Origin of the sequence: Bradyrhizobium sp. 31Argb (assembly GCF_043638955.1) — a bacterium.
GTDB lineage: Bacteria > Pseudomonadota > Alphaproteobacteria > Rhizobiales > Xanthobacteraceae > Bradyrhizobium.
Genome location: NZ_JBEGDB010000024.1, coordinates 1 through 21571, shown reverse-complemented (window position 1 = coordinate 21571; position 21571 = coordinate 1). Strand labels below are relative to the sequence as shown.

Genomic DNA, 21571 nt, shown 5'->3' with positions numbered 1-21571 from the left:
AATAGCGAGTGGCGAGTAGCGAATAGGGAAGGAAGAGGCTGACGCTTCTTCCCTATTCGCTACTCCCTATTCGCCATTCGCCTCTATCCGTCCCTACTTCCCCTCCGCGCTCGCCATCACCGGCCGCACCGGGTCGCCCTCGCGCAGCAGGGCCCCCGCGCGCGCCACCACGATGTCGCCTTCCTGCACGCCCTCGCGGATCTCGACCTGTCCGGCCTGCATCAGCCCGGTCTCCACCCGCCGCGTCTCGACGCGGTCGCGCTTGATCACCTGCACCACGGTGCCGGCGGTGCCATAGAGGATCGCGGTCAGCGGCACCGCGACGCCGCAGCTCTGCCCGGTCTTGATCTGCGCGCGGCCGGATGAATTCACCAGGAGCCGCCGGGGGGCGTTGATGCCGACGACCACCTGGCCGAGCTGGCTGTTCGGCTCCACCGTCGGCGCCACCCGCCGCACCTTGCCGTCCATGTCGCCGGCGCCGATGACCTTGATCTGCGCCGTCTGGTTCGCCTGCAGCTTGCCGAGGTCCCGCGTCGGCACCATGCCGATCAGGTCGAATTCGTTGCGCGCGATGATCGAGAACAGCGCCTCGCCCTTGCCGCCGGCGATCGTGCCGACGATCGCGCTCGAGGCCGAGATCGTCCCCGCCACCGGCGCGGTGATGTTGAGCTGCCCGCCCTCCGGCAGGTTCAGCCGCGCCAGCATCTGCCCCGCGGTAACATTATCCCCCGGATCCGCCATCACCTCCGCCACCTTCAGCCCGAACCGCTCCGGCCGCACCTGCGTCTCCTCCCGCGGCATGATGATCCCGGAGACTTCGACGATATTGCCGAAGCAGGTTTTCGAGGCTTTCAGCACCGTGACGGTGGCGCCTTTGGGGGACTCGGGCTCTTCGGCGGCGAGGGTGGGGGAGATGGCGGCCTCGGAGAGGATGGCGGCGAAGAGGGTGAAAAGCCTCAAGCTGGTTCGATCAAAGAGATTGGACATCGGCTAATCGTTCCCAAAATCGAATTCATCGATATCAGACCGACAGCAACGGAGCTAGTCGCAGTCATTGCGGATGTTCATGTGGCGTTCTCTTGCTCGTCTTGGTAGTGCTGAGCGGCTCTTGGGGAGCAACGTGTTCGACCAAACCTTCAAGAACACGTTCTGCAGAAAAGGGCAGGCTGCTCCCCGATCTGTAGGGACTACCATGTCTGAAATTCCCGACTATCAAACGCTGATGATGCCCGTCTTGCGCGCTGCTGCGGAGGGCGAAACGACCGTACCTCAGGTTATCGAGCGTGTAGCGCAAGAATATGGTCTTACCGACGATCAACTTGCGAAGCAGCTTCCCAGCGGCGGACAGACCGTCATTGGAAATAGGACGCATTGGGCGTGTACCTATTTGACGAAGGCAGGATTGCTGGAGCGCATCCGTCGCGGAGTATTTCGTGCAACTGCGCGCGGGCTAGAAGTGTTGTCGAGGAATCCAAGTCGGATTGATAATAAATTGCTTTCGCAATTTCCGGAGTTCATAGCCTTTTTGCACAAGCGGAACACTGAGGATGCAGCGGCAACCCAGGTCCCGCAGAGTGGTACAATGCCCCATCCCAGAGCTGCTTCTGTCGGCGCAAATGCCGAAGATGGACTTCAAGCGACTGCGCCGGATGAACAGATCGACAACGCGGTCAAAGAGATTGAATTGGCGTTGCGCGAAGAACTACTCGACCGGATTTTCGCCATCCAGCCAACATCACGGCGCGCGTTATTCTTCGAACGACTTGTCTTAAAGCTGTTGGTCGCGATGGGATACGGACTAGGCGAAGCAGATCACTTGGGTGGGCGTGGCGATGGGGGAGTTGATGGAGTGATTTACTTGGATGCGCTTGGCTTGGATCGCGTTTACGTTCAGGCAAAGTGTTATGATCGAGATGTGCTGATCCAGCCGAGCCAAGTGCGTGATTTTTCGGGTAGCTTGGACGACAAGAAGACCAGCAGAGGTGTTTTCATTACAACTGCGAGGTTCAGCAAGGCCAGCATCGACTATGTTAAAGGCATTCAGAAGCAAATCATCCTTGTCGACGGCGATGATTTGGCTCAACTGATGATACGCTATCAAATCGGTGTCCGGATCGAGCGCGTTATTCAGGTTAAGCGGTTGGATGAAGATACATTCGACGAATAAGCTCTCACCCTGCACGTGTCTATCTTCCAATCTGTCCCGCATCGTGTTGAGCATCGCATGCGCTGAGACAGTCGCCCTCCCCCAATCCCCTTCGCTAGCCGCCTCGCCGACGGCTTCCGCCTTCGCTCCGCCGCGCGATAAAGCGCCTCGCCCTTTTTCGACATGCGCACCAGTTTGGCGCAGCGGTGGTGGGGATTGTCGTCGAGGGTGACGATGCCCTCTTCGACGAGCTCGTTGACGATGCGCTGCACGCCCTGGCGGTGCAAGCCCATGGAGCGTGTGAGGTCGGCGACGAGGCGGTCGCCGGCCGCGATCAGGCTGCCATTCAGGCGGAGCACTTCCAGGATCAGTTGCGTCAGCGCGTCGGTTTCGCGATCCGACGAGGGAGCTTGCTTGCTGCATGCCAGCATGCATCCATATTGAGAGAGTGCGTTGGCTTTGCTGGGGAGGGAGCGATGGTGCTCGGACTATTCGCCCTTGTCGCCGCGGCGGCGTTTGCCGGGGCGGCGTTCTATATCAATGTCGCCGAGCAGCCGGCGCGGCTCTTGCTCGACGATGCGAGCCTGCTGCGGCAATGGAAGCCGAGTTATGCGCGCGGCTTTGCGATGCAGGCGAGTCTCGCCGTCATCTCGGCGCTGCTTGGATTTCTCGCGAGCTGGCAGTTGCAGGATTGGCGGTGGTCGGTCGCGGCGGTGCTGATGCTGGCGAACTGGCCCTATACGCTGCTGGTGATGCTGCCGACCAACAAGCGGATCGAAGCATGGCCGCCCGAGCAGGCTGGTAACGAGTCACGTGCGCTCGTCGTCTCCTGGGGCGGGATGCATGCGGTGCGCACCGCACTCGGTCTCGTTGCGACAGCGATCTATCTGGCGCTCGCCGCCAGCACATAACGCTACTTTCCGTCCGCCGCTTCGCGCGCCAGTCGCTCCGCTTTCAGCCGTTCGCGATTTTTCTGAAAGGCCTCTTGCGCGAGCTGATGGTCCCGCATGGCCTGCTCTGCATCGCGCCGTCGCTCGGCCTCTCTGGCCTTGCGCTGCTCCGGCGTTGGCTTCTCACGGGGTGTGTATGAGTCTGACATGCAGCTACAACGCGCGAGGCGACCAAAAGTTCCCCTCGCATTGCGCGGCGAGAAGAATTATCGCAATTAAATCAATATGATTTGCCTCGTCCAGGCTAACAGCGAAAAATAAACCGCTTCGTTTTCTCCCCAAATCACCCCCTATAAGTCCGCCGTCCCGCCCGGCAAGAGGGGCGGATCGCGGTCGTCACGAACGCGCGGCGGGATGCGGTGGACGCGAGAGCTGGCGAACGACGAACGCTTGGCTAACGCGGACGGCGAAGTCGTGTGGTCCTGGCGCCCCGACGCTGGCACTAAGTTTCTTGCGCGAAGAAGTTCGCGCGAGAGATGACGGTGGCAAGAAAGCCCGGTCACCGGGGAGAGCACGAAGGAAACCGTTAAAACCATTGCGCAGGGATGGCCGGCGTTGCTCCGGTTGACCTGTGGTCCTCCCCCGTGCTTTTTGTTGCACGGGGCCCACGGGTGCAATCGGCACCCGGCCTTCCCTGCGCCCTCTCTTCACTGAGACGGGTGAAACAGACGCAAAGCTCGGGCAGTTCGTGCCGCGAGAATGTGGACGTATGTTTCCTCAAACTCTGTTCGCCATGCCCCGCGCATGCGGGGCATCCAGTACGCCGCGGCCTCTCAGCTTGAGCTCCGGCGTCTCTGGAATACTGGATCGTCCGGTCAAGCCGGACGATGACAGCGGAGTAGCTGTTTGAAAATCGAATTTCAGCGCGCCTCAACGATTGAAGAGCTGCCGCAGCACCTCGTTCATCGCCTGGCTGTCCTGCGTCTCGCCGCTATCGCCCGGCGGCGGAGGCGCGGCGGATTGGGGCTGCGGCTCGGGCTGCTGCGCCGAGGCCGGCGGGATGCTGCGGCTCGGGCGCGGCGGCTGGGTTCCTCCGCTGCTGAGGCCCTGCTGGATCAGGTTGCCAATGGTCTCGCCAAGCTGGCCGCCGAGCAGCCCGCCACCTTGGCCGGACTGGCCCTGGCCGTTCGTGCTGCCGCCCTGGGTGCCGGTTCCGCTGTCTTGGCTGCCTTGGCCGCCGCCGAACAGTCCGCCGAGATTGACGCCGTTCGGTCCGAACAGGCCTTTGCCCATCTCGCGCAGCTTGGCATAGGCGGCCTCGGGATTGTCGAGCATGCCCTGCATCTCCGGATAGATCCGCGGGCCATCCCACGGCCCCTCGATCATCACGGGGATGCCGAGGCCGACCGGATCGCTGGTGCGGCCCTGGCCCTCAGTGGTCAGCACCAGCTTCGGCTCGACGCGGAAGCCGATCATCCTGGTGCCGAGATCGATGGTGCCGACGCCCGTCATCTTCACCAGCGGGCCGATCAAATTGAGATCGGTGGTGACCGCCTGGCCCTTGTCGATCTTGAAGGAGGCCGAGAGCTGGCTCAGGTCGGTTGCCAGTTGATCGCCCTCCTGCCAGCCGGAGAGGGGGCTCGTCGTCAACGAGCGGATCATCTGCGCGACGTTGAGGCCGCGGATCGCGCCGTCCCGGAATACGGCGAAGGCCGTGCCGCTGATATTTCCCATGATCGCGCGCTGGCTGTTGCCGGAGGAGCGCACCGCGATCTTCGCCTGCATCCTGCCGTCGATCTTGTCGAAATCGGCAAGACTGCGCAGCAGCGGCAGCGCCCGCACATTGCTGAGATCGGCGCCGAGCGCGTAGGTCGGATTGCTGGTGGAAACGTCGATGGCGAGATCGCCATTGGCGTTGCCTTCATAGGCGCCGAGATTGGCGAGCCGCGCCTTCAAGACGCCGCTCATCAGCGTCGCCTCGATCGCCGCCGGCGCGAAGCGGCCGTCGCCGATGTTGAGCTCGGCCGCGGAAATCTTCGCCTGCGCGTCGACATAGTTCAGCCCGATGGGGTCGAACGAGGCATTGCTCCAGGGCTGGGCGGCCGTGCCCGGCTGGCCGCGCCGCATCGCCACCGACAGCCGCTGGAAGTCGAGATCGAGTTTCACCAGCGGTTTGTTGCTGGCGATATCGACGGAGGCCCAGCCGTTGAACGCGCCATCGCCGAGCGTGCCGGTGACGCCGTTGAACATCACCACCGCGCCGTTGAGCCGCACCTCGGTTCGCGCCGACAGCGGCGCCTGCAAGAGGCCGGGCGCCTCAAAGGCGATTTCGGTCGGGATGTTCTGCCGCTCGGTCGGCGGCGCCGGCGCGGTCGCCTTGATCTCGAATTTCAGCGGCTGGCCGCCGCCGCTCGCATTGCCGCTGATGACGACCTTGCGGTCGCTGCCGACGGTCGCATCCGCATTGACGGTCTCGATCCGGCCTTCGACGCGGTCGCGCACATTGGAGAACACGATGGTGCCGCCGGTGACGCTGACATGCGCGATGCCGAACTTGGCCTCGCCGGTGCTGGCGGCGGTGCTCTTTGCGGGCGGATTGGGCTCGCGCACGCGCTGCAGCGGCATGGTCAGGATCGGCCGCACGATCACGAGGTCGGTGACGTGCGGCCGGCCCGACCACAGGCTCGCCAGCGTGACGTCAGCCTGGATGCTACTCGCGGTCAGGCGGTTGTTGATCTCGCGGTCCTTCGGATCCTGCAGCGCGATATCGTTCAGTGTGATGTTGAGCGACGGCCACAGGCTGATCTTGGCGCCGCCATTGATGGCGAGCCGATAGCCGGTCTCGCGCTCGACCCGCTCCTGGATCGCCGACGTCAGGAAGCTGGAGGGGATGCCGATCACGGCAAGCAGCGCGATGACGACGATCACGGCTCCGATCGCGGCGCCTGCGATTTTCAGTGCTCTCATCTCGACATTCCAGACCGCGCAAACCTCACGCTACTCGCCGCGCCACCGCGCAGCCGGCGCCCCAAGTTTATCCCGGAAACAGGTTTCCGCTCAAAGCGGCCGAAAATAATCCGCCGCAGCTGCAAACATATGTGACTTATGGCACACTTCCATGGGGGTGAATTTTGTTAATCCGGGCTGCAGGCAAGCCGCTCGGGAGGTTGTTGTGGGAGGCATTACAATGAGCAAACAGGCCGAATTTGCGGTCATTTTGAAGATGAATCCGATGTTTGCCGATTTGGGGGCGGACGAATTGCAGCGACTTGCGGGCCTTTGTCACACCCAGCACCTTCAGGCGGGCGAGGTGCTGTTCCAGAAGGGCGATGCCGGTGATGCCCTGTTCGGAGTCCGGCGCGGCCAGATCCGCATCGAGACCGGCGCCTCCGACGGCAACCGGTTGACGCTCAACTTCATGGGCCCCGGCGACCTCTTTGGCGAGGTCGCCGTCCTCGACGGCCAGGACCGCACCGCGGACGCAACTGCCGGTGAAGCAAGCGACTTGTTCGTGCTGCGCCGCGAGGATTTTCTCTCTTTCCTCGAGCGCGAGCCGAAGGTTGCCGTGAAGCTGATCGAGCTGCTCTGCCAGCGCATCCGCTGGATGAGCGAGCGGATGGAGGAATCGGTGCAGCAACCCTTGCCGGTCCGCCTCGCCAAGCGGCTCTGCGCGCTGGCGTCCGACTCCGGTTCCGAAGTCCACATTTCGCAGGAACAGCTCGGCATCGTCGTCGGCGCCGCGCGCGAAAGCGTCAACCGGCAACTCCAGCTCTGGCGCAAGGACGGCATCTTGGACCTGCAGCGCGGGCGGATCCTGCTGCACGACATGCCCAAGCTGACCGCGATGGCGAGGAATGAGTAGAACTACTCCGCTGCGGGCGAGACCATCGTCGGCGGCTGCTTGGCCGGCGGCTCGCCGTGGTGGTCGGAGGGCGGTTCCTCGTCGGCGTGCGAGACGATCAGCCGCTTGCCGAAGCGCCAGATCACGTTGCCGACGTCGTCCATCACCATGAACATTGCCGGCACGAACACCAGCGACAGCACCGTCGAGAACAACAGGCCGCCGATCACGGCGAGCGCCATCGGCGAGCGGAACTCGCCGCCGGCGCCGACCGCCAGTGCGCTCGGCATCATGCCGGCCACCATGGCAACGGTCGTCATCACGATCGGGCGCGCGCGCTTCATGCCCGCGTCGATCATCGCTTCCTCGCGCCGCTGGCCGGCGCGGATCGCCTCGATGGCGAATTCCACCAGCATGATCGCGTTCTTGGTGACGATGCCCATCAGCATCAGGATGCCGATCCAGACCGGGGTGGTGAGCTGCTTTCCGGTGAGCAGCAACGCAGCGATCGCGCCGCCGATCGAGAGTGGCAGCGAGAACAGGATGGTGATCGGCTGCAGGAAGGTGCCGAACAGCAGCACCAGCACGGCATAGACCATCATCAGGCCGGCGGTGATCGCGGTGGCGAAGCCATCCGAAAGCTCGTTGAGGCTTTCGGCGTCACCCGACGGGCTCACCTTGACGCCCTTCGGCAGGCTCTTCATCACCGGCAGTTCATAAATCTGCTTGGTGGCATCGCCGAGCGCGGCGTTGCCGACGAGGTCGGCCGCGACCGTGGCCTGCCGCTCGCGGTCGTAGCGGTTGATGCTGGTCGGGCCCTGGTCGAGCTGGATGTCAGCGACAACAGACAGCGGCACGCCGCCGCGTTCGCCGCGCTGGCCGAGCGGCACGCGCAATTGCTGCAGCATCTGCAGGTCGCTGCGCGCGCTATCCTCGAGCTGGACGCGGATCGGCACCTGGCGGTCGCCGGCATCGAATTTTGCCAGCGCCGGGCCGACATCGCCGATGGTCGCCACGCGGATCGTCTGCGACAGGCTCTCGGTGGAGACGCCGAGCCGCGCCGCCAGTTCGGAGCGTGGGCGGATGCGTAGTTCGGGACGATCGAGCGCGGTTTCCGAGATCACGTTGGCGATGATCGGGATCCGCTTCATCTGCGTCGCCAGCTCGCTTGCGACATTGTTGACGATGTTGCTGTCGACGCCGGTCACGACCAGCGAGATCGCGCGAAGGCCGTTCTCGTCGAGGAACCAGTAGCGAATATCAGGGACGTTCTCGAGCTCGTTGCTGATGGAGAGCTCGAGTTCGCGCTGGGTGATCTTGCGCTCGTTCTTCGGCGTGTAGTTGATGATGAGCGCGGCGCGCCGCACTTCCTGCGTGCCCGGCGGAACCCGGCCGCCGTCGACGAATATGCTTCTCACCTCCGGCCGCTTGCGCAGGCGCGCGACGATCTCTTCCGTCACCTTCTCGGTCTGCGCAAGCTGCGAGCCCGGCGGCAGCTCCATCGCCAGCAGCGAGCGCGCGGTGTCCTGCGCCGGCAGGAATCCCTGCGGCAACAGCTTGATGCTCCAGATCGATGCCGCGAAGACGGCAAAGCCGATCACCACCGTGATGTAATGATGCTTCACCGACCAGGTGACCAGGCTGTGATAGGTCCGCAGCACCCGACCCGGCGGCGGTTCCTCGTGCGCCTGATGCTTGAGGAAATAAGCAGCCAGCATCGGCGTGACGAAGCGCGCTGCAAGCAGCGAGAAGAACACCTGCACCGACACCGTAATGCCGAACTGCTTGAAGAACTGGCCGGCGATGCCCGACATGAAACTCGCGGGCGCGAAGATCGCTATGATGGTAAGCGAGATCGCGATCACCGCAAGCCCGATTTCGTCGGCTGCCTCCAGCGCGGCGCGGTAGGGCGATTTGCCCATGCGCATGTGGCGCACGATATTCTCGATCTCGACGATGGCATCGTCGACAAGGATGCCGGTCGAGAGCGTGATGGCCAGGAAGCTGACGAGGTTGAGCGAAAAACCCAGAAGGTCCATCGCCCAGAACGCCGGGAAGATCGATAGCGGCAGCGAGACCGCGGCGATGATGGTGGCGCGGAGGTCGCGCAGGAACAACAGCACGATGATGACAGCGAGGATCGCGCCCTCGAACAAGGTCGAGATCGCCGCCTCATAATTGCCCTTGGTGAATTCGACCGAGGTGTCGATCAGCTTGAGATCGACATCGGGGTAGGCGGCCTTCAGCGCATCGATCCGTTTCTGCACCGCGGCGGCGACCACCACGTCGCTCGCGCCCTTGGAGCGCTTGATGCCGAGCGCGACCACCGGCTCGCCGTTGAAGCGGGCGAAGGTGCGGCGGTCGGCGATGGTGTCGGTCACCGTGCCGAGATCATCGAGCCGCACCTCTCCGCCGCCGAACAGCGGGATCATGGTGCCGGCGAGTTCGTTCAGCGTCTTGGCGCCGGCGAGTGTGCGGATTGCTTGGTCATTCTTGCCGATCTCGGCGCGGCCGCCGGCGAGGTCGACATTGGTGCCGCGCAGGATCTGGCTGACATTGACGGCGGTCAGCCCCGCCGCCTGCAGCCGGTCGGGATCGAGCGAGACCAGGATTTCGCGCTCGACACCGCCGATGCGCTCGACCTGGGCGACGCCGCGCACGCCCTGCAGTGCGCGCTTGACCACGTCGTCGACGAAATAGGAAAGCTGCTCCGGCGTCTTGCCGGGTGAGATCGCGGCATAGGTGACGATCGGCAGGCCGATGACGTCGACGCGCTGGATCAGCGGCTCGGTGACGTTTTGCGGCAGGTTGGCGCGGACGCGGGTGACAGCATCCTTGACGTCGTTCAGCGCGCGGTCGGTATTGGTCTCCAGCGCGAACTGGATCGTGGTCACTGAGAGGCCGTCGGTGATCGAAGAGGAGATGTGGCGCACGCCCTCGACGCCAGAGACGCCGTCTTCGATCGTCTTGGTGACCTGCGCTTCCAGTTCCGACGGTGCTGCGCCGAACTGCGACACCGCAACCGAGATCACGGGGATATCGGCGCTCGGCAGCCGCGTCACCGCAAGCTTGGTGAAGGAGACCCAGCCCAGCACCAGCAGGATGATCGAGAAGACGATCGACGGCAGCGGGTTCCGGATCGACCAAGCCGAGATATTCAAAGCCATTAGCGTGTCCGCGTGCGCTCGAGTTCGTCGGCGAACATGATCTTGATCTGGTCGCCGTCATGCAGCGAGGTGCCAGCATCGGCGACGACGGTTTCGCCGACGTCGAGGCCCTCAAGGATTTCCGTTGACGTGTCCGAGGTCAGCCCGACCCGCACTTTTCGCGTCTCGATCGTGTTGCCCTTGACGACCTGCAAGGTGAGGCGGTCGATCGCAGTGCGCGGAACGGCGACGCCGCAAGAGCGCTTGGCGTCGATATTGGCGCGGGCGAACATGCCGACCTTCAGCGAGGAATTGTTGGTGAGGGATATCCTGACACGGCCGAGCTGGGTGTTGCGGTCGATCTGCGGCGAGATCTGCCGCACCTTGCCGACCATGTCGGGCGCATCGTCGCGGCTGATCCGGACGGTTGCGCCCGGATTGAGCTTCAGCAGGTGAATGCTCGGCACCTCGGCTTCCAGCTCGATCTCGTTGTTGATCGCGATCCGGAACATTGGTCCGGCCTGCGGCGAGGCTGGGGCGCCGACGGCGGTCCGCACCTCCGTGACCAGGCCCGCGGCCGGTGCGCGCAGGGAAAGCGATGCTGCGCGTCCGCCGCCCTGGGCTGTCTGTTGCTGTTGCTGCGGCGGCGGGGTCAGCCGTGCCAGTTCCTGGTTCTCGGTCACGGTGTCGCCCTCACGGACAAAGACATCGGTGACCTTGGAGCCCTCCTGATCGACGCCGACCTGCGCTTCGCGACGCGGCACGATATAGCCGGTGACGCGGACCATGTCGGAGAAGCAGGCATTGGTGGATTTGGTGACGACGACGAGCGCCTGGCCTGGCGTCTCCTTCTCCTCCGGACGCGGGCGATGCTCGAACCAGTAGTAGCCGGCGCCAAGTGCGACGACAAAAACTGTTCCGAGCACAGGCTTTAGGTATTCGGAGAATTTCATCGCCGGATCGATCCAGACCTGAAGTTTAGCTGAAGCAGAACGCTTCGAATTGTTTGAAGTCTATTGCTAAAACAAATGCGTCCCGCAGGGGTGCGAGACGCATCTTACCCTTAAAATACCACGTGGCGCTACGCCGTTTACCTGAACGGGCTACTTGGACGCGGTTGCCTTGTTTTCCATGTTCACGACCTGCACGCGGCGGTTCGCTTCCGCCAGCGGCTGGCTCGGATCCTTCAGCTTGCTCTTGCCGTAGCCGACGGTGACGAGGTCGGAACCGTTGATGCCATATTTGTCGACGAGGTAGCGCTTGATCGCTTCGGCGCGGCGCTCGGACAGGTCCTGGTTGAAGGCCTCGCCGCCAGCGGCGTCGGTGTGGCCGGCTACGACGAAGGTCGAGCCCTTCAGGTCGGCATTGGTCAGAGCGCGGCCCAAGGCCTGCACGGACGCCAGCGACCTGGCGTTGATCTGGGCCGAGTTGTAGTCGAAGTTGATTTCCAGATCGATCTTGGGCTTGTCTTGGACGATGGTCGCGATCTCCTCGCGCTCGGCCGACGACAGCGAGCGGGTGGAGCGGCCGCGGATGGTCTGGACGAACTTGTCTTCGGCGGGGTTTGCGGCCGGCTCGACCTTCGGTCCGATCGACAGGCCGCGGGTCAACGGCTTCTTCTCCGGCGTCAGCGCCCTGAGGATTTGCTCTTCGGTGACATTGTCGCCGGCTCGGGCGGCCACCATGCCAAGGGCAAGCGTGGCGCTGATCGTTGCAACCGAAAGCATCGCAGCAAGATTCTTCTTCGCAGTGATGTCGAACATTGTCAGCCCCTCTTGCGCCGTTCGCGCGGTTTCAAATCAATTTGCCAAATCACTGCCGGTTGCTTGATCCCGGCCCATCTTAAATTCTTAGTCTAGCACCTCCACCCGAGGTTCGAGGCCGGACGGAACTACCTATCCAAATTATCGTCACTGCACGCCATAATCGGCGAATTCCTTGACGATGTTCGGGTCCATTGCTTTGGCGTTGGTGATGTCCAGATCCCCTTCTGCGACCGAGCCGTTACGCTTCTTGGCAAGCCCGCGCCCGTAGAGGGAGGATGTCAATCTGGGGTTCAGCTTCAGCGCCGCATCGAAATCGGAGATGGCGTTCTTGGTCTGCCCGCTCTTCAGATTCAAAAGGCCGCGGCTGTCGAGAGCATCGACGAAATTCGGGCGCAGCCGCAGCGCCTCGTTGCAGTCCTTCAGCGCAGCCTGCAGATCGCCGATGACGGTGCGGGCCCAGCAGCGGTTGTTGTAGGCCTCGACATCCTTGGGGTTTAATCGAAGCGAATTGTTGAAGTCCTTGATCGCGAGGTCGTAGGCGCCCTTGCTGGCATAGACCTGGCCGCGGCGGTAAAGCGCGGCCGCATCATCCGGGTTGTCGTTGAGCCGGGCCGTCAGGGTCTTGATGGTCGGATCATCGGCCAACGTGTCGGCCGGCTTCGGGGTCGGCGTTGGCGGCGTGGCGATGTCCACCGGGCGCGGCGTCGTCGGTGGCGGCAGTGGCAACTGCTCGGATGGCGGCGGCGCCGCGGTGGTGGTCTGCGTGGGAGGAGCGGGGGGCGGCGACGGTGGGGCAGGTGGCGCCGGCGGGGCGACCGCCGTCTGAGCCGGCGGTGGCGGCGGAGGTTCAGGCGGCGGCGGGCTCTGCGGCCGCGCCGCTGAACCCGGAATGAAAGAGAAATCTTCCGCCAGCGAAGACGAAATCCACGGCACCTGCTCGCTGCGCGAGGCGCGGGTGACACCGACACGGGTGCGGTTCAGCGTCTCCTCCGCCATCAGGTCGGGGGTCCGGATTTCCTTGAGCAATTCCCGCACGAACAGGCTGTGGTCGCTGCCATTGTCCGAGATCACGGACGACAGCGCCGCCGAATACATCACCAGCGTTCCGTTCGGCGCGATCACCGGCGCGAGGCCGGCTGAAAAGCTGCGGAATCGGCGCTCGAACGGGTTACGCCTGGAAGCATCGATCAAAGCGATCTTGACCCCGGCGCCGCGGCTGTTGATCTCGCCGAGGACCGTCTCGAGGCTGAAACCGTCGCGGCGGACGTCGGCCTCGCTCCAGATCTGGGCGTCGATCGGGATCATGTAGCTCTGGCGACTGGACTGGATACCATAGCCCGAGAAGAACAAGAGGACGACCGAACCGGGCTTGATCTTAGCGTAGAGCCGATCGAAGGCATGCCGCATTTGTTCGCCGGTTAAATTTTCTCCGATGTCCACGCTGAAGCCGTCGCGCTTGAGCTCGTCGGCAACATCGCGCGCATCATTGATCGGCTCCTTCAGCGGCGCATCCGCGTCCGGATATTTGGCGTTGCCGATCACCAGGGCAAAACGGTCGCCCGCAGCGAAGGAGGGGGCGGTCGAGGCGATGGCGAAAATCAATGTGAGGAGTAAAGCAAAGCGGATGTTCATAGTCGCGGCAGTCCAGCCAAAAAGACGCCGATCCCGGTCTGCGCCGCGGCGACCTTACTCTACGCAACCGGCATTATCAAACCGCGCCTATAGGCCGTCAACCACTTGCGCCGTCATCGTTAATTGCGACAATCAAGCGCGAAGCGGCGGCTTCCGGCAGGGAAATGAAGCGCGGCTGTTCCGGCGGCAGAGCTGGTTCCGTCGACGACGCCGTGACACCCTTCCACTGTGACACCCTCTCACTATGACACTCACATTGGCTCGCACGATCCTGTCATGCAGCCGCAGCAGGCTTGCAAGGTTTGACCTTTGCCGATGACAATGGCTTGCTTGCCGCACAAGCGGCCACCTAACAAGAAAAGCGAAGCCAATGGGAAATGCCTACGAGATCTATGCACTGCGCTATGCGACGATGTCGCCGCGCACCCCGAACATGAACTTTCTTGCGCCCGATCCGCATGAGACCGCGGCGCAGGACCTCGACTACTTCGTCTGGCTCGTTCGGGGAGCGGGCCGCGACATCCTGGTCGATACCGGCTTCAACGCCGAGGAGGCCAAGCTGCGCGCCCGCAAGCTGACTCTCAATCCGGTCGATGCGCTGGATCGCTTTGGCGTGTCAGTGGCATCAATCCGGGACGTGATCGTCACCCACCTGCATTACGACCACGCCGGCAATCTCGATCGCTTCCCGAACGCGCGCTTCCATTTGCAGGAACGCGAGATGAGCTACGCGACCGGACGGTGCATGTGCAACGGCATGCTGCGGCACCCGTTCTCGATCGAGCATGTGACGCTGATGGTTCGCCACGTGTATGGCGAGCGCGTCACGTTCCACTCTGGAGATGGTGAGGTCGCGCCTGGAATCACCGTGCACCGTGTCGGCGGCCATTCCGACGGCCTGCAGGTGGTGCGGGTCGAGACCGCGCGCGGTCCTGTGGTGCTGGCATCCGACGCCGCGCATTACTACGCCAATCTGCAGAAGCGCAGTCCGTTTCCGATCGTCTACAACATCGGCGACATGGCGATCGGCTGGGAAACCGTCGAGCGGCTCGCCGGGCATCCCGATCGTTTTATCCCGGGGCATGATCCAATCGTCGCCGAGATCTATCCGCGCGCGAGCGACAAGGTCGACGCCTTTGCCCTGCATCTGGCGCCGTCGCGCTCGTTTGCGAAGTAGGGCAGTAGCTGATTCAGCCGTCATTGCGAGCCACCGGGTCGCGCGAATGCGCGCCCGATGACAGGCTCCGCGAAGCAATCCATCGCTCCACGCGCACGGAGGCATGGATTGCTTCGTCGCTCCGCTCCTCGCAATGACGGTGAGAGAAATCGCTAATACACTTCTTTTGCGTCCGCCTCTTCGCTGGTCTGCACCAGCTCAAGGCTGTGCTCGATCTTGCCGAGCAGTTTTCCGAGTTGCCGCCGCTCCTGCGCGGACAGGCATGAAAAAATCTCCTGCTCCCTTCGGAGCAGTCGCGGGATCAGTTCCTCGTACAGCGCCTTGCCCTTGCGCGTGAGCTGCAGGCGGAACTCGCGGCGGTCGTCGGCATTCTCGACGCGTTCGATGATCTGCCGTTCCATCAGCGTGGTGACGGCGCGGCTGACGGTGGACTTATGCGTCCGCGTGCAATCGGCGATGTATTGTGCGCTGCAGGCTTCGCGGCGGAAGCCGAGCGTTGCCAGCACGCGCCATGAGGGGATGTCGAGCCCGTAGCGCGCCTGATACTCGGCGGAAAGCGCCGAGCTCACCTCCGCCGCCAATCGGTTGAGGCGGAACGGCATGAAGTGGAAGAGGTCGAGCCTTTTCTTGGCCGCCGCGTCCTCTTGCGGCGAGACCGACTCCAATTCGGATCGCGCCGCCGCCATGCCGTCGCTCGAAACCGATTTCGTCAAAATGCCTCCGAGGGGGAGTTGACGGCAGTGCCGTCAGGGGGTTTAAGATCGTTGCAAGTGAGACTAATTTAACAGGGCCACGAGGAAGCGGCAAGGGTTTGACAAGGGTTTGAGCGGATGGCGCAGGCCAAGACCAACACCCAGTTCGGCTATCGCAGGCATCCCGACCAGGATCGGGTGGCAGCCGATACGGCTGAATATCCGGTCGTGGTGGTCGGGGCGGGCCCCGTCGGGCTGTCGCTCGCAATCGATCTCGCCCAGCGCGGACAACCGGTGGTGCTGCTCGACGACGCCGACCGGATCGGCGAAGGCTCGCGCGCGATCTGCTTCTCGAAGCGCTCGCTGGAATTCTGGGACCGGCTTGGCGTCGGCGACCGCATGGTCGAGAAGGGCGTGGTGTGGAGTGTCGGCAAGATCTTCCACGGCGCCTCGCAGCTCTATCAGTTCAACCTGTTGCCGGAGGCCGGCCACAAGCGGCCGGCCTTCATCAACCTGCAGCAATTCTACGCCGAGGCCTATCTGGTCGACCGCGTGGGCGAGTTGCCTGCGATCGACCTGCGCTGGCGCAACAAGGTGATCGCGCTGGAGAGCCGCAACGATGGCATCGCGCTGACCATCGAGACGCCGGAAGGCTCATACACTATTCGCGCGGCTTTCGTGATCGCCTGTGACGGTGCGCGCTCGTCGCTGCGCAAATTGGTCGGCGCGGAATTTGCCGGCCAGGTGTTCGAGGATCAGTTCCTGATCGCCGACGTCAAGATGACTGCGGCGTTCCCGACCGAGCGCTGGTTCTGGTTCGATCCGCCGTTCCATGCCGGACGCTCGGCGCTGTTGCACAAGCAGCCGGACGATGTCTGGCGGATCGATCTGCAACTCCATCCGGATGCAGACCCGGTGCACGAAAAGAAGCCGGAAAATGTGCGGCCGCGGATCGCGCGCATGCTCGGCCACGACAAATTCGAGTTCGAATGGATCTCGCTCTATAAATTCCGGTGCCGGCGGATGGACAAGTTCATCCATGGCCGCGTGATCTTTGCCGGCGACGCCGCGCACCAGGTCTCGCCCTTTGGCGCGCGCGGCGCCAATTCCGGATTAGAGGACGCCGAGAATCTGTCGTGGAAACTCGACCGCGTGCTGCGCGGGATTTCGCCGGAATCGCTGCTCGAGAGCTATCACATCGAGCGCAGTGCTGCGGCGGACGAGAACATCCGCGAATCCACCCGCTCCACCGATTTCATGGCGCCAAGCTCGCGGCAGGAGGCGCGGCTGCGCCAGGCGGTGCTGGCGCTGGCGAAGGAGACCGAGTTCGGCAAGCGCATGGTCAATGGTGGGCGATTGTCGGTGCCGTCGGTTTACGACACGCCGCTCTCTACGCGGGACTGTGACGTATGGCGCGGCGGGCCGCCGCCGGGCGCTTCACTGCTGGATGCGCCGATCGCCGGACGTGACAGCAATCCGCAGTTCCTGACCGAGGCGTTTATCGGCGCAGGAACGCGGTTCGCGCTGCTGGAGTTTGGTAATGGCGCCGCGGTGGATGTGCCGGATGGCATCAAGGCCATCCGCATCGGTGGCGACGATGGTTTCGCCGATGCCGCGGGGCTCGTCAGCAAACGTTACGATGCCGAACCCGGCTCCGCCTATCTGCTACGGCCCGACGGCTATGTTGCCGCGCGCTTCCGTCGCCCGACGCGGCCGCTGTTAGAGGCGGCGCTGGCGCGGGCGTCGGGAATGAACTGAGGTGCTGTGATGGCGCTGTCGACCAGTTCGAACTTCGCAAAGCCGGACGATGCCTTCCGCGCCATCGTCGAGGCGCATCGCGGCCTGACGGATGCGCAGAGCGCCGATCTCGACGCCGCGCTGGTGCTCGTGCTCGCCAACCATATCGGCGACATCGACGTGCTGCACGAGGCGATCGCGCTCGCCAAGCGGCGGATGCTGGAGGCGAGCCAGCAGCAACAACAGCAGCAACAATAACGAGGATACGAGATGGCCAAAGGCTTTGCGTCCACCACGGATCTCGCGGAGAAGAAGATCACCTTCTCCGAGATCGGCACCGATCTCTATGCCTTCACCGCCGAGGGCGATCCCAACACCGCCGTGATCGTCGGCGACGACGGCTGCCTCGTGTTCGACGCGCAGGCGACGCCGGCGATGGCGAACAAGGTGATCGAGCGCGTACGCACCGTGACCGACAAGCCGATCAAATATGTCGTGCTGTCGCATTGTCACGCGGTGCGCGTGCTGGGGGCTTCCGCCTACAAGGCGCAAGGCATCGTCGCTTCGCAGGAGACCTACCGCCTGATCGAGGAACGCGGCCAGCAGGATTGGGATTCGGAGTATGGCCGCTTTCCGCGTCTGTTCCAGGACGCGCAGAGCATTCCCGGCCTGACCTGGCCGACGCTGACCTTCGAAGGCGAGATGTCGATCTATCTCGGCAAGCGCGAGGTGCGGCTGATGCAGCTCGGCGCAGGACATACGTCGGGCGATATCGTGGCCTGGGTGCCCGATGCCGAGGTGATGTTCTCAGGCGATCTCATCGAATATCACTCGGCTTGCTATTGCGGCGATGCGCATTTGCGCGAATGGCCGATGACGCTGAACGAGATCCGCGCCTTCAACCCGAAGGCGATCGCGCCGGGCCGCGGCGATGCGTTGAAAGGCCTTGCCACCGGTCGCGAGGCGATCGCGATGACACGTGATTTCGTCACGACGCTCTACGGCGCTGCTGAAGCAGCGGTGGCAAAAGGGCGCACGCTGAAGGAGACGATGGCGGCGACGCGCGACGTGATGGATCCGAAATTCTCGACCTTCGCGATCTACGAGCATTGCCTGCCGTTCAACGTCTCGCGCGCCTATGACGAGGCGTCCGGGATCGACGATCCCGTGATCTGGACCGACAAGCGCGACCGCGAAATGTGGGCCGCCCTGCAAGGAGGAGGATGACCATGAACATCAACACCTCGCCTGATGCGATCGGCAAGAGCTCCGCGCAAATCACGCCGGGCTACATGTCCGGTTTCGGCAACAGCTTTGAGACCGAGGCCCTGCCCGGCGCGCTGCCGGTCGGGCGCAACTCGCCGCAGCGCTGCGCCTACGGGCTCTATGCCGAGCAGCTCTCCGGCTCGCCCTTCACCGCGCCGCGCGGCGCCAATGAGCGCTCCTGGCTCTATCGGATCCGCCCATCGGTGAAGCATTTCGGCCGCTTCAGCAAGGTCGATGCCGGGCTGTGGCGCACCGCACCCTGCCACGAATACGAAATGCCGATCGCGCAGCTCCGCTGGGATCCGGCTCCGATCCCGACGCAGGAACAGACTTTTCTGCAGGGCGTGCAGACCATGACCACGGCTGGCGATGCGAACACGCAGGCCGGCATGGCCGCGCATGTCTATCTGATTACCAAATCGATGGTCGACCAGCATTTCTACAATGCCGACGGCGAGATGATGTTCGTGCTGCAGCAGGGCAATCTGCGCCTCGTCACCGAGTTCGGCCGCATCGATGCCGAGCCTGGCGAGATCGTGGTGATCCCGCGCGGCGTGAAATTCCGCGCCGAGATCCCGAACGGCCCCGCGCGCGGCTATCTCTGCGAGAATTACGGCGGCGCCTTCACGCTGCCGGAGCGCGGCCCGATCGGCGCCAATTGCCTGGCCAATTCGCGCGACTTTCTGACGCCGGTCGCCAGCTACGAGGACAAGGACACGCCGACCGAGCTCTATGTGAAATGGGGCGGCGTGCTCTGGAAGACCACGCTGCCGCATTCGCCGATCGACGTGGTCGCATGGCACGGCAATTACGCGCCATACAAATACGATCTGCGCACCTTCTCGCCGGTCGGCGCTATCGCGTTCGATCATCCCGACCCCTCGATCTTCACGGTCCTGACTTCGCCATCGGAGACGGCGGGCACCGCGAATATCGATTTCGTCATCTTCCCGGAGCGCTGGATGGTGGCGGACAACACGTTCCGGCCGCCGTGGTACCACATGAACATCATGTCGGAGTTCATGGGCCTGATCTACGGCGTCTACGACGCCAAGCCGCAGGGCTTCGTCCCCGGCGGCATCTCGCTGCACAACTGCATGCTGCCGCACGGTCCCGACCGCGAGGCGTTCGATCACGCCAGCAACAGCGAGTTGAAACCGGTGAAGCTCACGGGCACCATGGCCTTCATGTTCGAGACCCGCTTCCCGCAGCGCGTCACCGAATTCGCGGCGAAGTCCGCGACGCTGCAGGACGACTATGCCGATTGCTGGAAGGGACTGGAGAAGCGGTTCGATCCGGGCAGGCCGTAGTATAAGCTCGCTCCGTCATTCCGGGGCGCGCGAAGCGCGACCCCGGAATCCATTTTTCCGCCGGCTCCCGTGGTGAAATGGATTCCGGGCCTGCGCCTTGCGGCGCATCCCGGAATGACGAAGGATAGCGCGTCGAAACATTCGGCAGGAAACCATGTCCCACCCCAACGACCCAAAGCTCCGCTCCTTCATCGACGTCGATCCTGCGTCCGATTTCCCGATCCAGAATCTTCCCTACGGCGTGTTCTCGGCCAAGGACGGCCTTGCTCCGCGCATCGGCGTTGCGATCGGCGACTACGTGCTCGATCTCTGGCAGCTCGCGCAGGACTGCCGCATCGATGTCGTCGAACCCGCAGTGTTCGCCGCGTCCTCGCTCAATCCGTTCATGGCTCTTGGTCCAAAGGTCTGGTCGCGCACCCGCGCACGGATCAGCGAACTGCTGCGCCACGACCATCCCGAGCTGCGCGACAATGAACATCTGCGCCAACGTGCGCTGGTGCCGATGGCCGACGTGAAGCTGCATCTGCCGATCACGGTCGCCGGCTACACCGATTTCTATTCGTCGAAGGAGCACGCCACCAATGTCGGCGTCATGTTCCGCGGCAAGGACAATGCGCTGCAGCCGAACTGGCTGCACATGCCGATCGGCTATAACGGCCGCGCTTCGACCGTCGTCGTGAGCGGTACGAAAGTGCGCCGGCCGCGCGGCCAGTTGAAGCCGCCAAACGTGGAGGCGCCGAGCTTCGGTCCGTGCAAGCGGCTCGATTTCGAGCTCGAGATGGGCGTCGTGGTCGGCCAGCCGTCAGCGATGGGCGAGATGCTGAGCGAGCAACAGGCCGAGGAGATGATCTTCGGCTTCGTGATCCTGAACGACTGGAGCGCGCGCGACATCCAGCAATGGGAGTATGTCCCGCTCGGTCCATTCCAGGCCAAGGCCTTCGCGACCTCGATCAGCCCATGGGTCGTGACGCGCGAGGCGCTGGAGCCATTCCGCCTGCAGGGGCCGACACAGGAGCTGGTGCCGCTGCCCTATCTGCGCCAGACCCAGCCGAACAATTATGACCTGACGCTCGACGTCGCCTTGCGCGCAGGCGCGATGAACGAGCCGGCGCGGATCTGCCGCACCAATTTCAAACACATGTACTGGTCCTCGGTGCAGCAATTGGTGCACCACGCGTCCTCCGGCTGCGCCATGAATGTCGGCGATCTCTTAGGCTCGGGCACGATCTCGGGGCCAGAGAAAGACCAGCGCGGCAGCCTCTTGGAAATAAGCTGGAACGGCACCGAGCCGGTCGAACTCGCCGGCGGCATCAAGCGCTCCTTCCTCGAAGACGGCGATTCGCTCGTCATGCGCGGCTGGTGCCAGGGCGACGGCTACCGCATCGGCTTCGGCGAGGTCGAAGGCACGATCGTCGCGGCGGAGTGACGGAGGAGCATGTAGGGTGGGCAAAGCGAAGCGTGCCGACCTTCAAGCACTCCGCTCGTGATGGTGGGCACGCTGCGCTTTGCCCACCCTACGCAGCTCACGGCAACAGGACAGTCAGCGTTCCTCCGGCGGAATGCCGCGTAGCTTCGCCGAATGCGCCGCGACATCCTCGAGACTGTACTTCAAATGCATCCGCTTCTCCGACGGCGTTTGCTTGACCACGCACACGCCGACGCGCCATTCCTGCGACGGTCTTATCGGCCGCGGCGCGAAGCCGCCGCCGCAGTTCGGGCAGACGTTGAACAGTTTGTGCTCCACGCAATCGGCACAGAAGGTGCATTCATAGGAGCAGATCATCGCCTCCGTCGCGTTCGGCGGCAGATCCTTGTCGCAATACTCGCAGTTCGGTCGCAGTTGCAGCGCCATGGTCGTTTCTCAGGGTGAAGCGGGACGGATCATCGCAAACTAGCATTACAGTTGTCTTTTTGTTTTGAAGTGCGCGCGCTGGGCGGCGGCCTGGTGAGCTCTACGCCAAAGTGACC

Annotated in this window: 19 protein-coding genes; 9 read left to right on the top strand and 10 right to left on the bottom strand. The window is 63.5% G+C overall.

The annotated features are described in order from the left end of the window. Positions 1-93 precede the first annotated feature (93 nt). Complete coding sequence (locus AAFX91_RS07195; RefSeq protein WP_394565987.1) at positions 94-987, bottom strand: efflux RND transporter periplasmic adaptor subunit; 894 nt, start codon at positions 985-987, stop codon at positions 94-96. Positions 988-1120: 133 nt separating this feature from the next. On the opposite strand from AAFX91_RS07195, the gene AAFX91_RS07190 reads away from it, so the two are divergent. Next, the gene (locus tag AAFX91_RS07190; RefSeq protein ID WP_394565986.1) at positions 1121-2167 is read left to right on the top strand and encodes a restriction endonuclease; all 1047 of its coding nucleotides are present in this window, start codon (positions 1121-1123) and stop codon (positions 2165-2167) included. Here AAFX91_RS07190 and AAFX91_RS07185 read toward each other — a convergent pair. After that, a complete protein-coding gene (locus AAFX91_RS07185; RefSeq protein WP_394565985.1) occupies positions 2128-2577 on the bottom strand; it encodes a MarR family transcriptional regulator in 450 nt (149 codons plus the stop codon). The two genes, AAFX91_RS07190 and AAFX91_RS07185, sit on opposite strands and share 40 nt — an antisense overlap. 48 nt (positions 2578-2625) lie before the next feature. Between AAFX91_RS07185 and AAFX91_RS07180 the strand changes: the two genes are divergently transcribed. After that, on the top strand, positions 2626-3057 hold the full coding sequence (locus AAFX91_RS07180; protein ID WP_394566006.1) for a DUF1772 domain-containing protein: 432 nt from the start codon (positions 2626-2628) through the stop codon (positions 3055-3057). Between the two features lie 2 nt (positions 3058-3059). Here the strand turns inward: AAFX91_RS07180 and AAFX91_RS07175 are convergent, their stop codons facing one another. Together AAFX91_RS07175 and AAFX91_RS07170 are read right to left on the bottom strand one after the other, a co-directional pair. Then, entirely contained in the window at positions 3060-3245 is a 186-nt protein-coding gene (locus AAFX91_RS07175) for a hypothetical protein (protein ID WP_130583488.1), read from the bottom strand. Between the two features lie 721 nt (positions 3246-3966). Then, entirely contained in the window at positions 3967-6003 is a 2037-nt protein-coding gene (locus AAFX91_RS07170) for an AsmA family protein (protein WP_394565984.1), read from the bottom strand. 220 nt (positions 6004-6223) lie between these two features. Here AAFX91_RS07170 and AAFX91_RS07165 point away from each other — a divergent pair, with 220 nt between their 5' ends. Beyond that, a complete protein-coding gene (locus AAFX91_RS07165) occupies positions 6224-6898 on the top strand; it encodes a Crp/Fnr family transcriptional regulator (RefSeq protein ID WP_394565983.1) in 675 nt (224 codons plus the stop codon). A gap of 2 nt (positions 6899-6900) precedes the next feature. On the opposite strand, the gene AAFX91_RS07160 is transcribed toward AAFX91_RS07165, so the two are convergent. The 4 genes from AAFX91_RS07160 to AAFX91_RS07145 form a co-directional block, all read right to left on the bottom strand. Then, positions 6901-10044, bottom strand: a complete 3144-nt coding sequence (locus tag AAFX91_RS07160; RefSeq protein ID WP_394565982.1) for an efflux RND transporter permease subunit — start codon at positions 10042-10044, stop codon at positions 6901-6903. Further along, complete coding sequence (locus tag AAFX91_RS07155; protein WP_394565981.1) at positions 10044-10976, bottom strand: efflux RND transporter periplasmic adaptor subunit; 933 nt, start codon at positions 10974-10976, stop codon at positions 10044-10046. Before AAFX91_RS07155 ends, AAFX91_RS07160 begins: the two co-directional genes overlap by 1 nt. 150 nt (positions 10977-11126) lie before the next feature. After that, positions 11127-11786, bottom strand: a complete 660-nt coding sequence (locus tag AAFX91_RS07150) for an OmpA family protein (protein ID WP_394565980.1) — start codon at positions 11784-11786, stop codon at positions 11127-11129. A gap of 147 nt (positions 11787-11933) precedes the next feature. After that, positions 11934-13421 (bottom strand): caspase family protein, encoded by a 1488-nt coding sequence (locus AAFX91_RS07145; RefSeq protein WP_130581979.1) that lies wholly within the window; start codon positions 13419-13421, stop codon positions 11934-11936. Positions 13422-13791: 370 nt separating this feature from the next. Between AAFX91_RS07145 and AAFX91_RS07140 the strand changes: the two genes are divergently transcribed. Then, positions 13792-14598 carry an N-acyl homoserine lactonase family protein gene (locus AAFX91_RS07140; protein WP_394565979.1) on the top strand — a complete coding sequence of 269 codons (807 nt, stop codon included), beginning with the start codon at positions 13792-13794 and terminating at the stop codon, positions 14596-14598. Positions 14599-14750: 152 nt separating this feature from the next. Here AAFX91_RS07140 and AAFX91_RS07135 read toward each other — a convergent pair whose 3' ends face one another. Then, entirely contained in the window at positions 14751-15284 is a 534-nt protein-coding gene (locus AAFX91_RS07135) for a MarR family winged helix-turn-helix transcriptional regulator (protein WP_394566005.1), read from the bottom strand. Positions 15285-15428: 144 nt separating this feature from the next. On the opposite strand from AAFX91_RS07135, the gene AAFX91_RS07130 reads away from it, so the two are divergent. The 5 genes from AAFX91_RS07130 (at position 15429) to fahA (ending at position 21029) form a co-directional block, all read left to right on the top strand. Next, positions 15429-17048, top strand: a complete 1620-nt coding sequence (locus AAFX91_RS07130) for an FAD-dependent oxidoreductase (protein WP_394565978.1) — start codon at positions 15429-15431, stop codon at positions 17046-17048. A gap of 9 nt (positions 17049-17057) precedes the next feature. Next, the gene (locus AAFX91_RS07125) at positions 17058-17285 is read left to right on the top strand and encodes a DUF2783 domain-containing protein (RefSeq protein WP_282528185.1); all 228 of its coding nucleotides are present in this window, start codon (positions 17058-17060) and stop codon (positions 17283-17285) included. Positions 17286-17297: 12 nt separating this feature from the next. After that, positions 17298-18254 carry an MBL fold metallo-hydrolase gene (locus tag AAFX91_RS07120; protein WP_394565977.1) on the top strand — a complete coding sequence of 319 codons (957 nt, stop codon included), beginning with the start codon at positions 17298-17300 and terminating at the stop codon, positions 18252-18254. A gap of 2 nt (positions 18255-18256) precedes the next feature. After that, positions 18257-19603, top strand: coding sequence for a homogentisate 1,2-dioxygenase (gene hmgA / locus AAFX91_RS07115; RefSeq protein ID WP_394565976.1), 1347 nt, complete (start codon positions 18257-18259; stop codon positions 19601-19603). A gap of 154 nt (positions 19604-19757) precedes the next feature. Further along, positions 19758-21029 (top strand): fumarylacetoacetase, encoded by a 1272-nt coding sequence (gene fahA, locus AAFX91_RS07110; RefSeq protein WP_394565975.1) that lies wholly within the window; start codon positions 19758-19760, stop codon positions 21027-21029. 114 nt (positions 21030-21143) lie between these two features. On the opposite strand, the gene AAFX91_RS07105 is transcribed toward fahA, so the two are convergent. Next, positions 21144-21455 carry a DUF1272 domain-containing protein gene (locus AAFX91_RS07105; protein ID WP_394565974.1) on the bottom strand — a complete coding sequence of 104 codons (312 nt, stop codon included), beginning with the start codon at positions 21453-21455 and terminating at the stop codon, positions 21144-21146. Positions 21456-21571 lie beyond the last annotated feature (116 nt).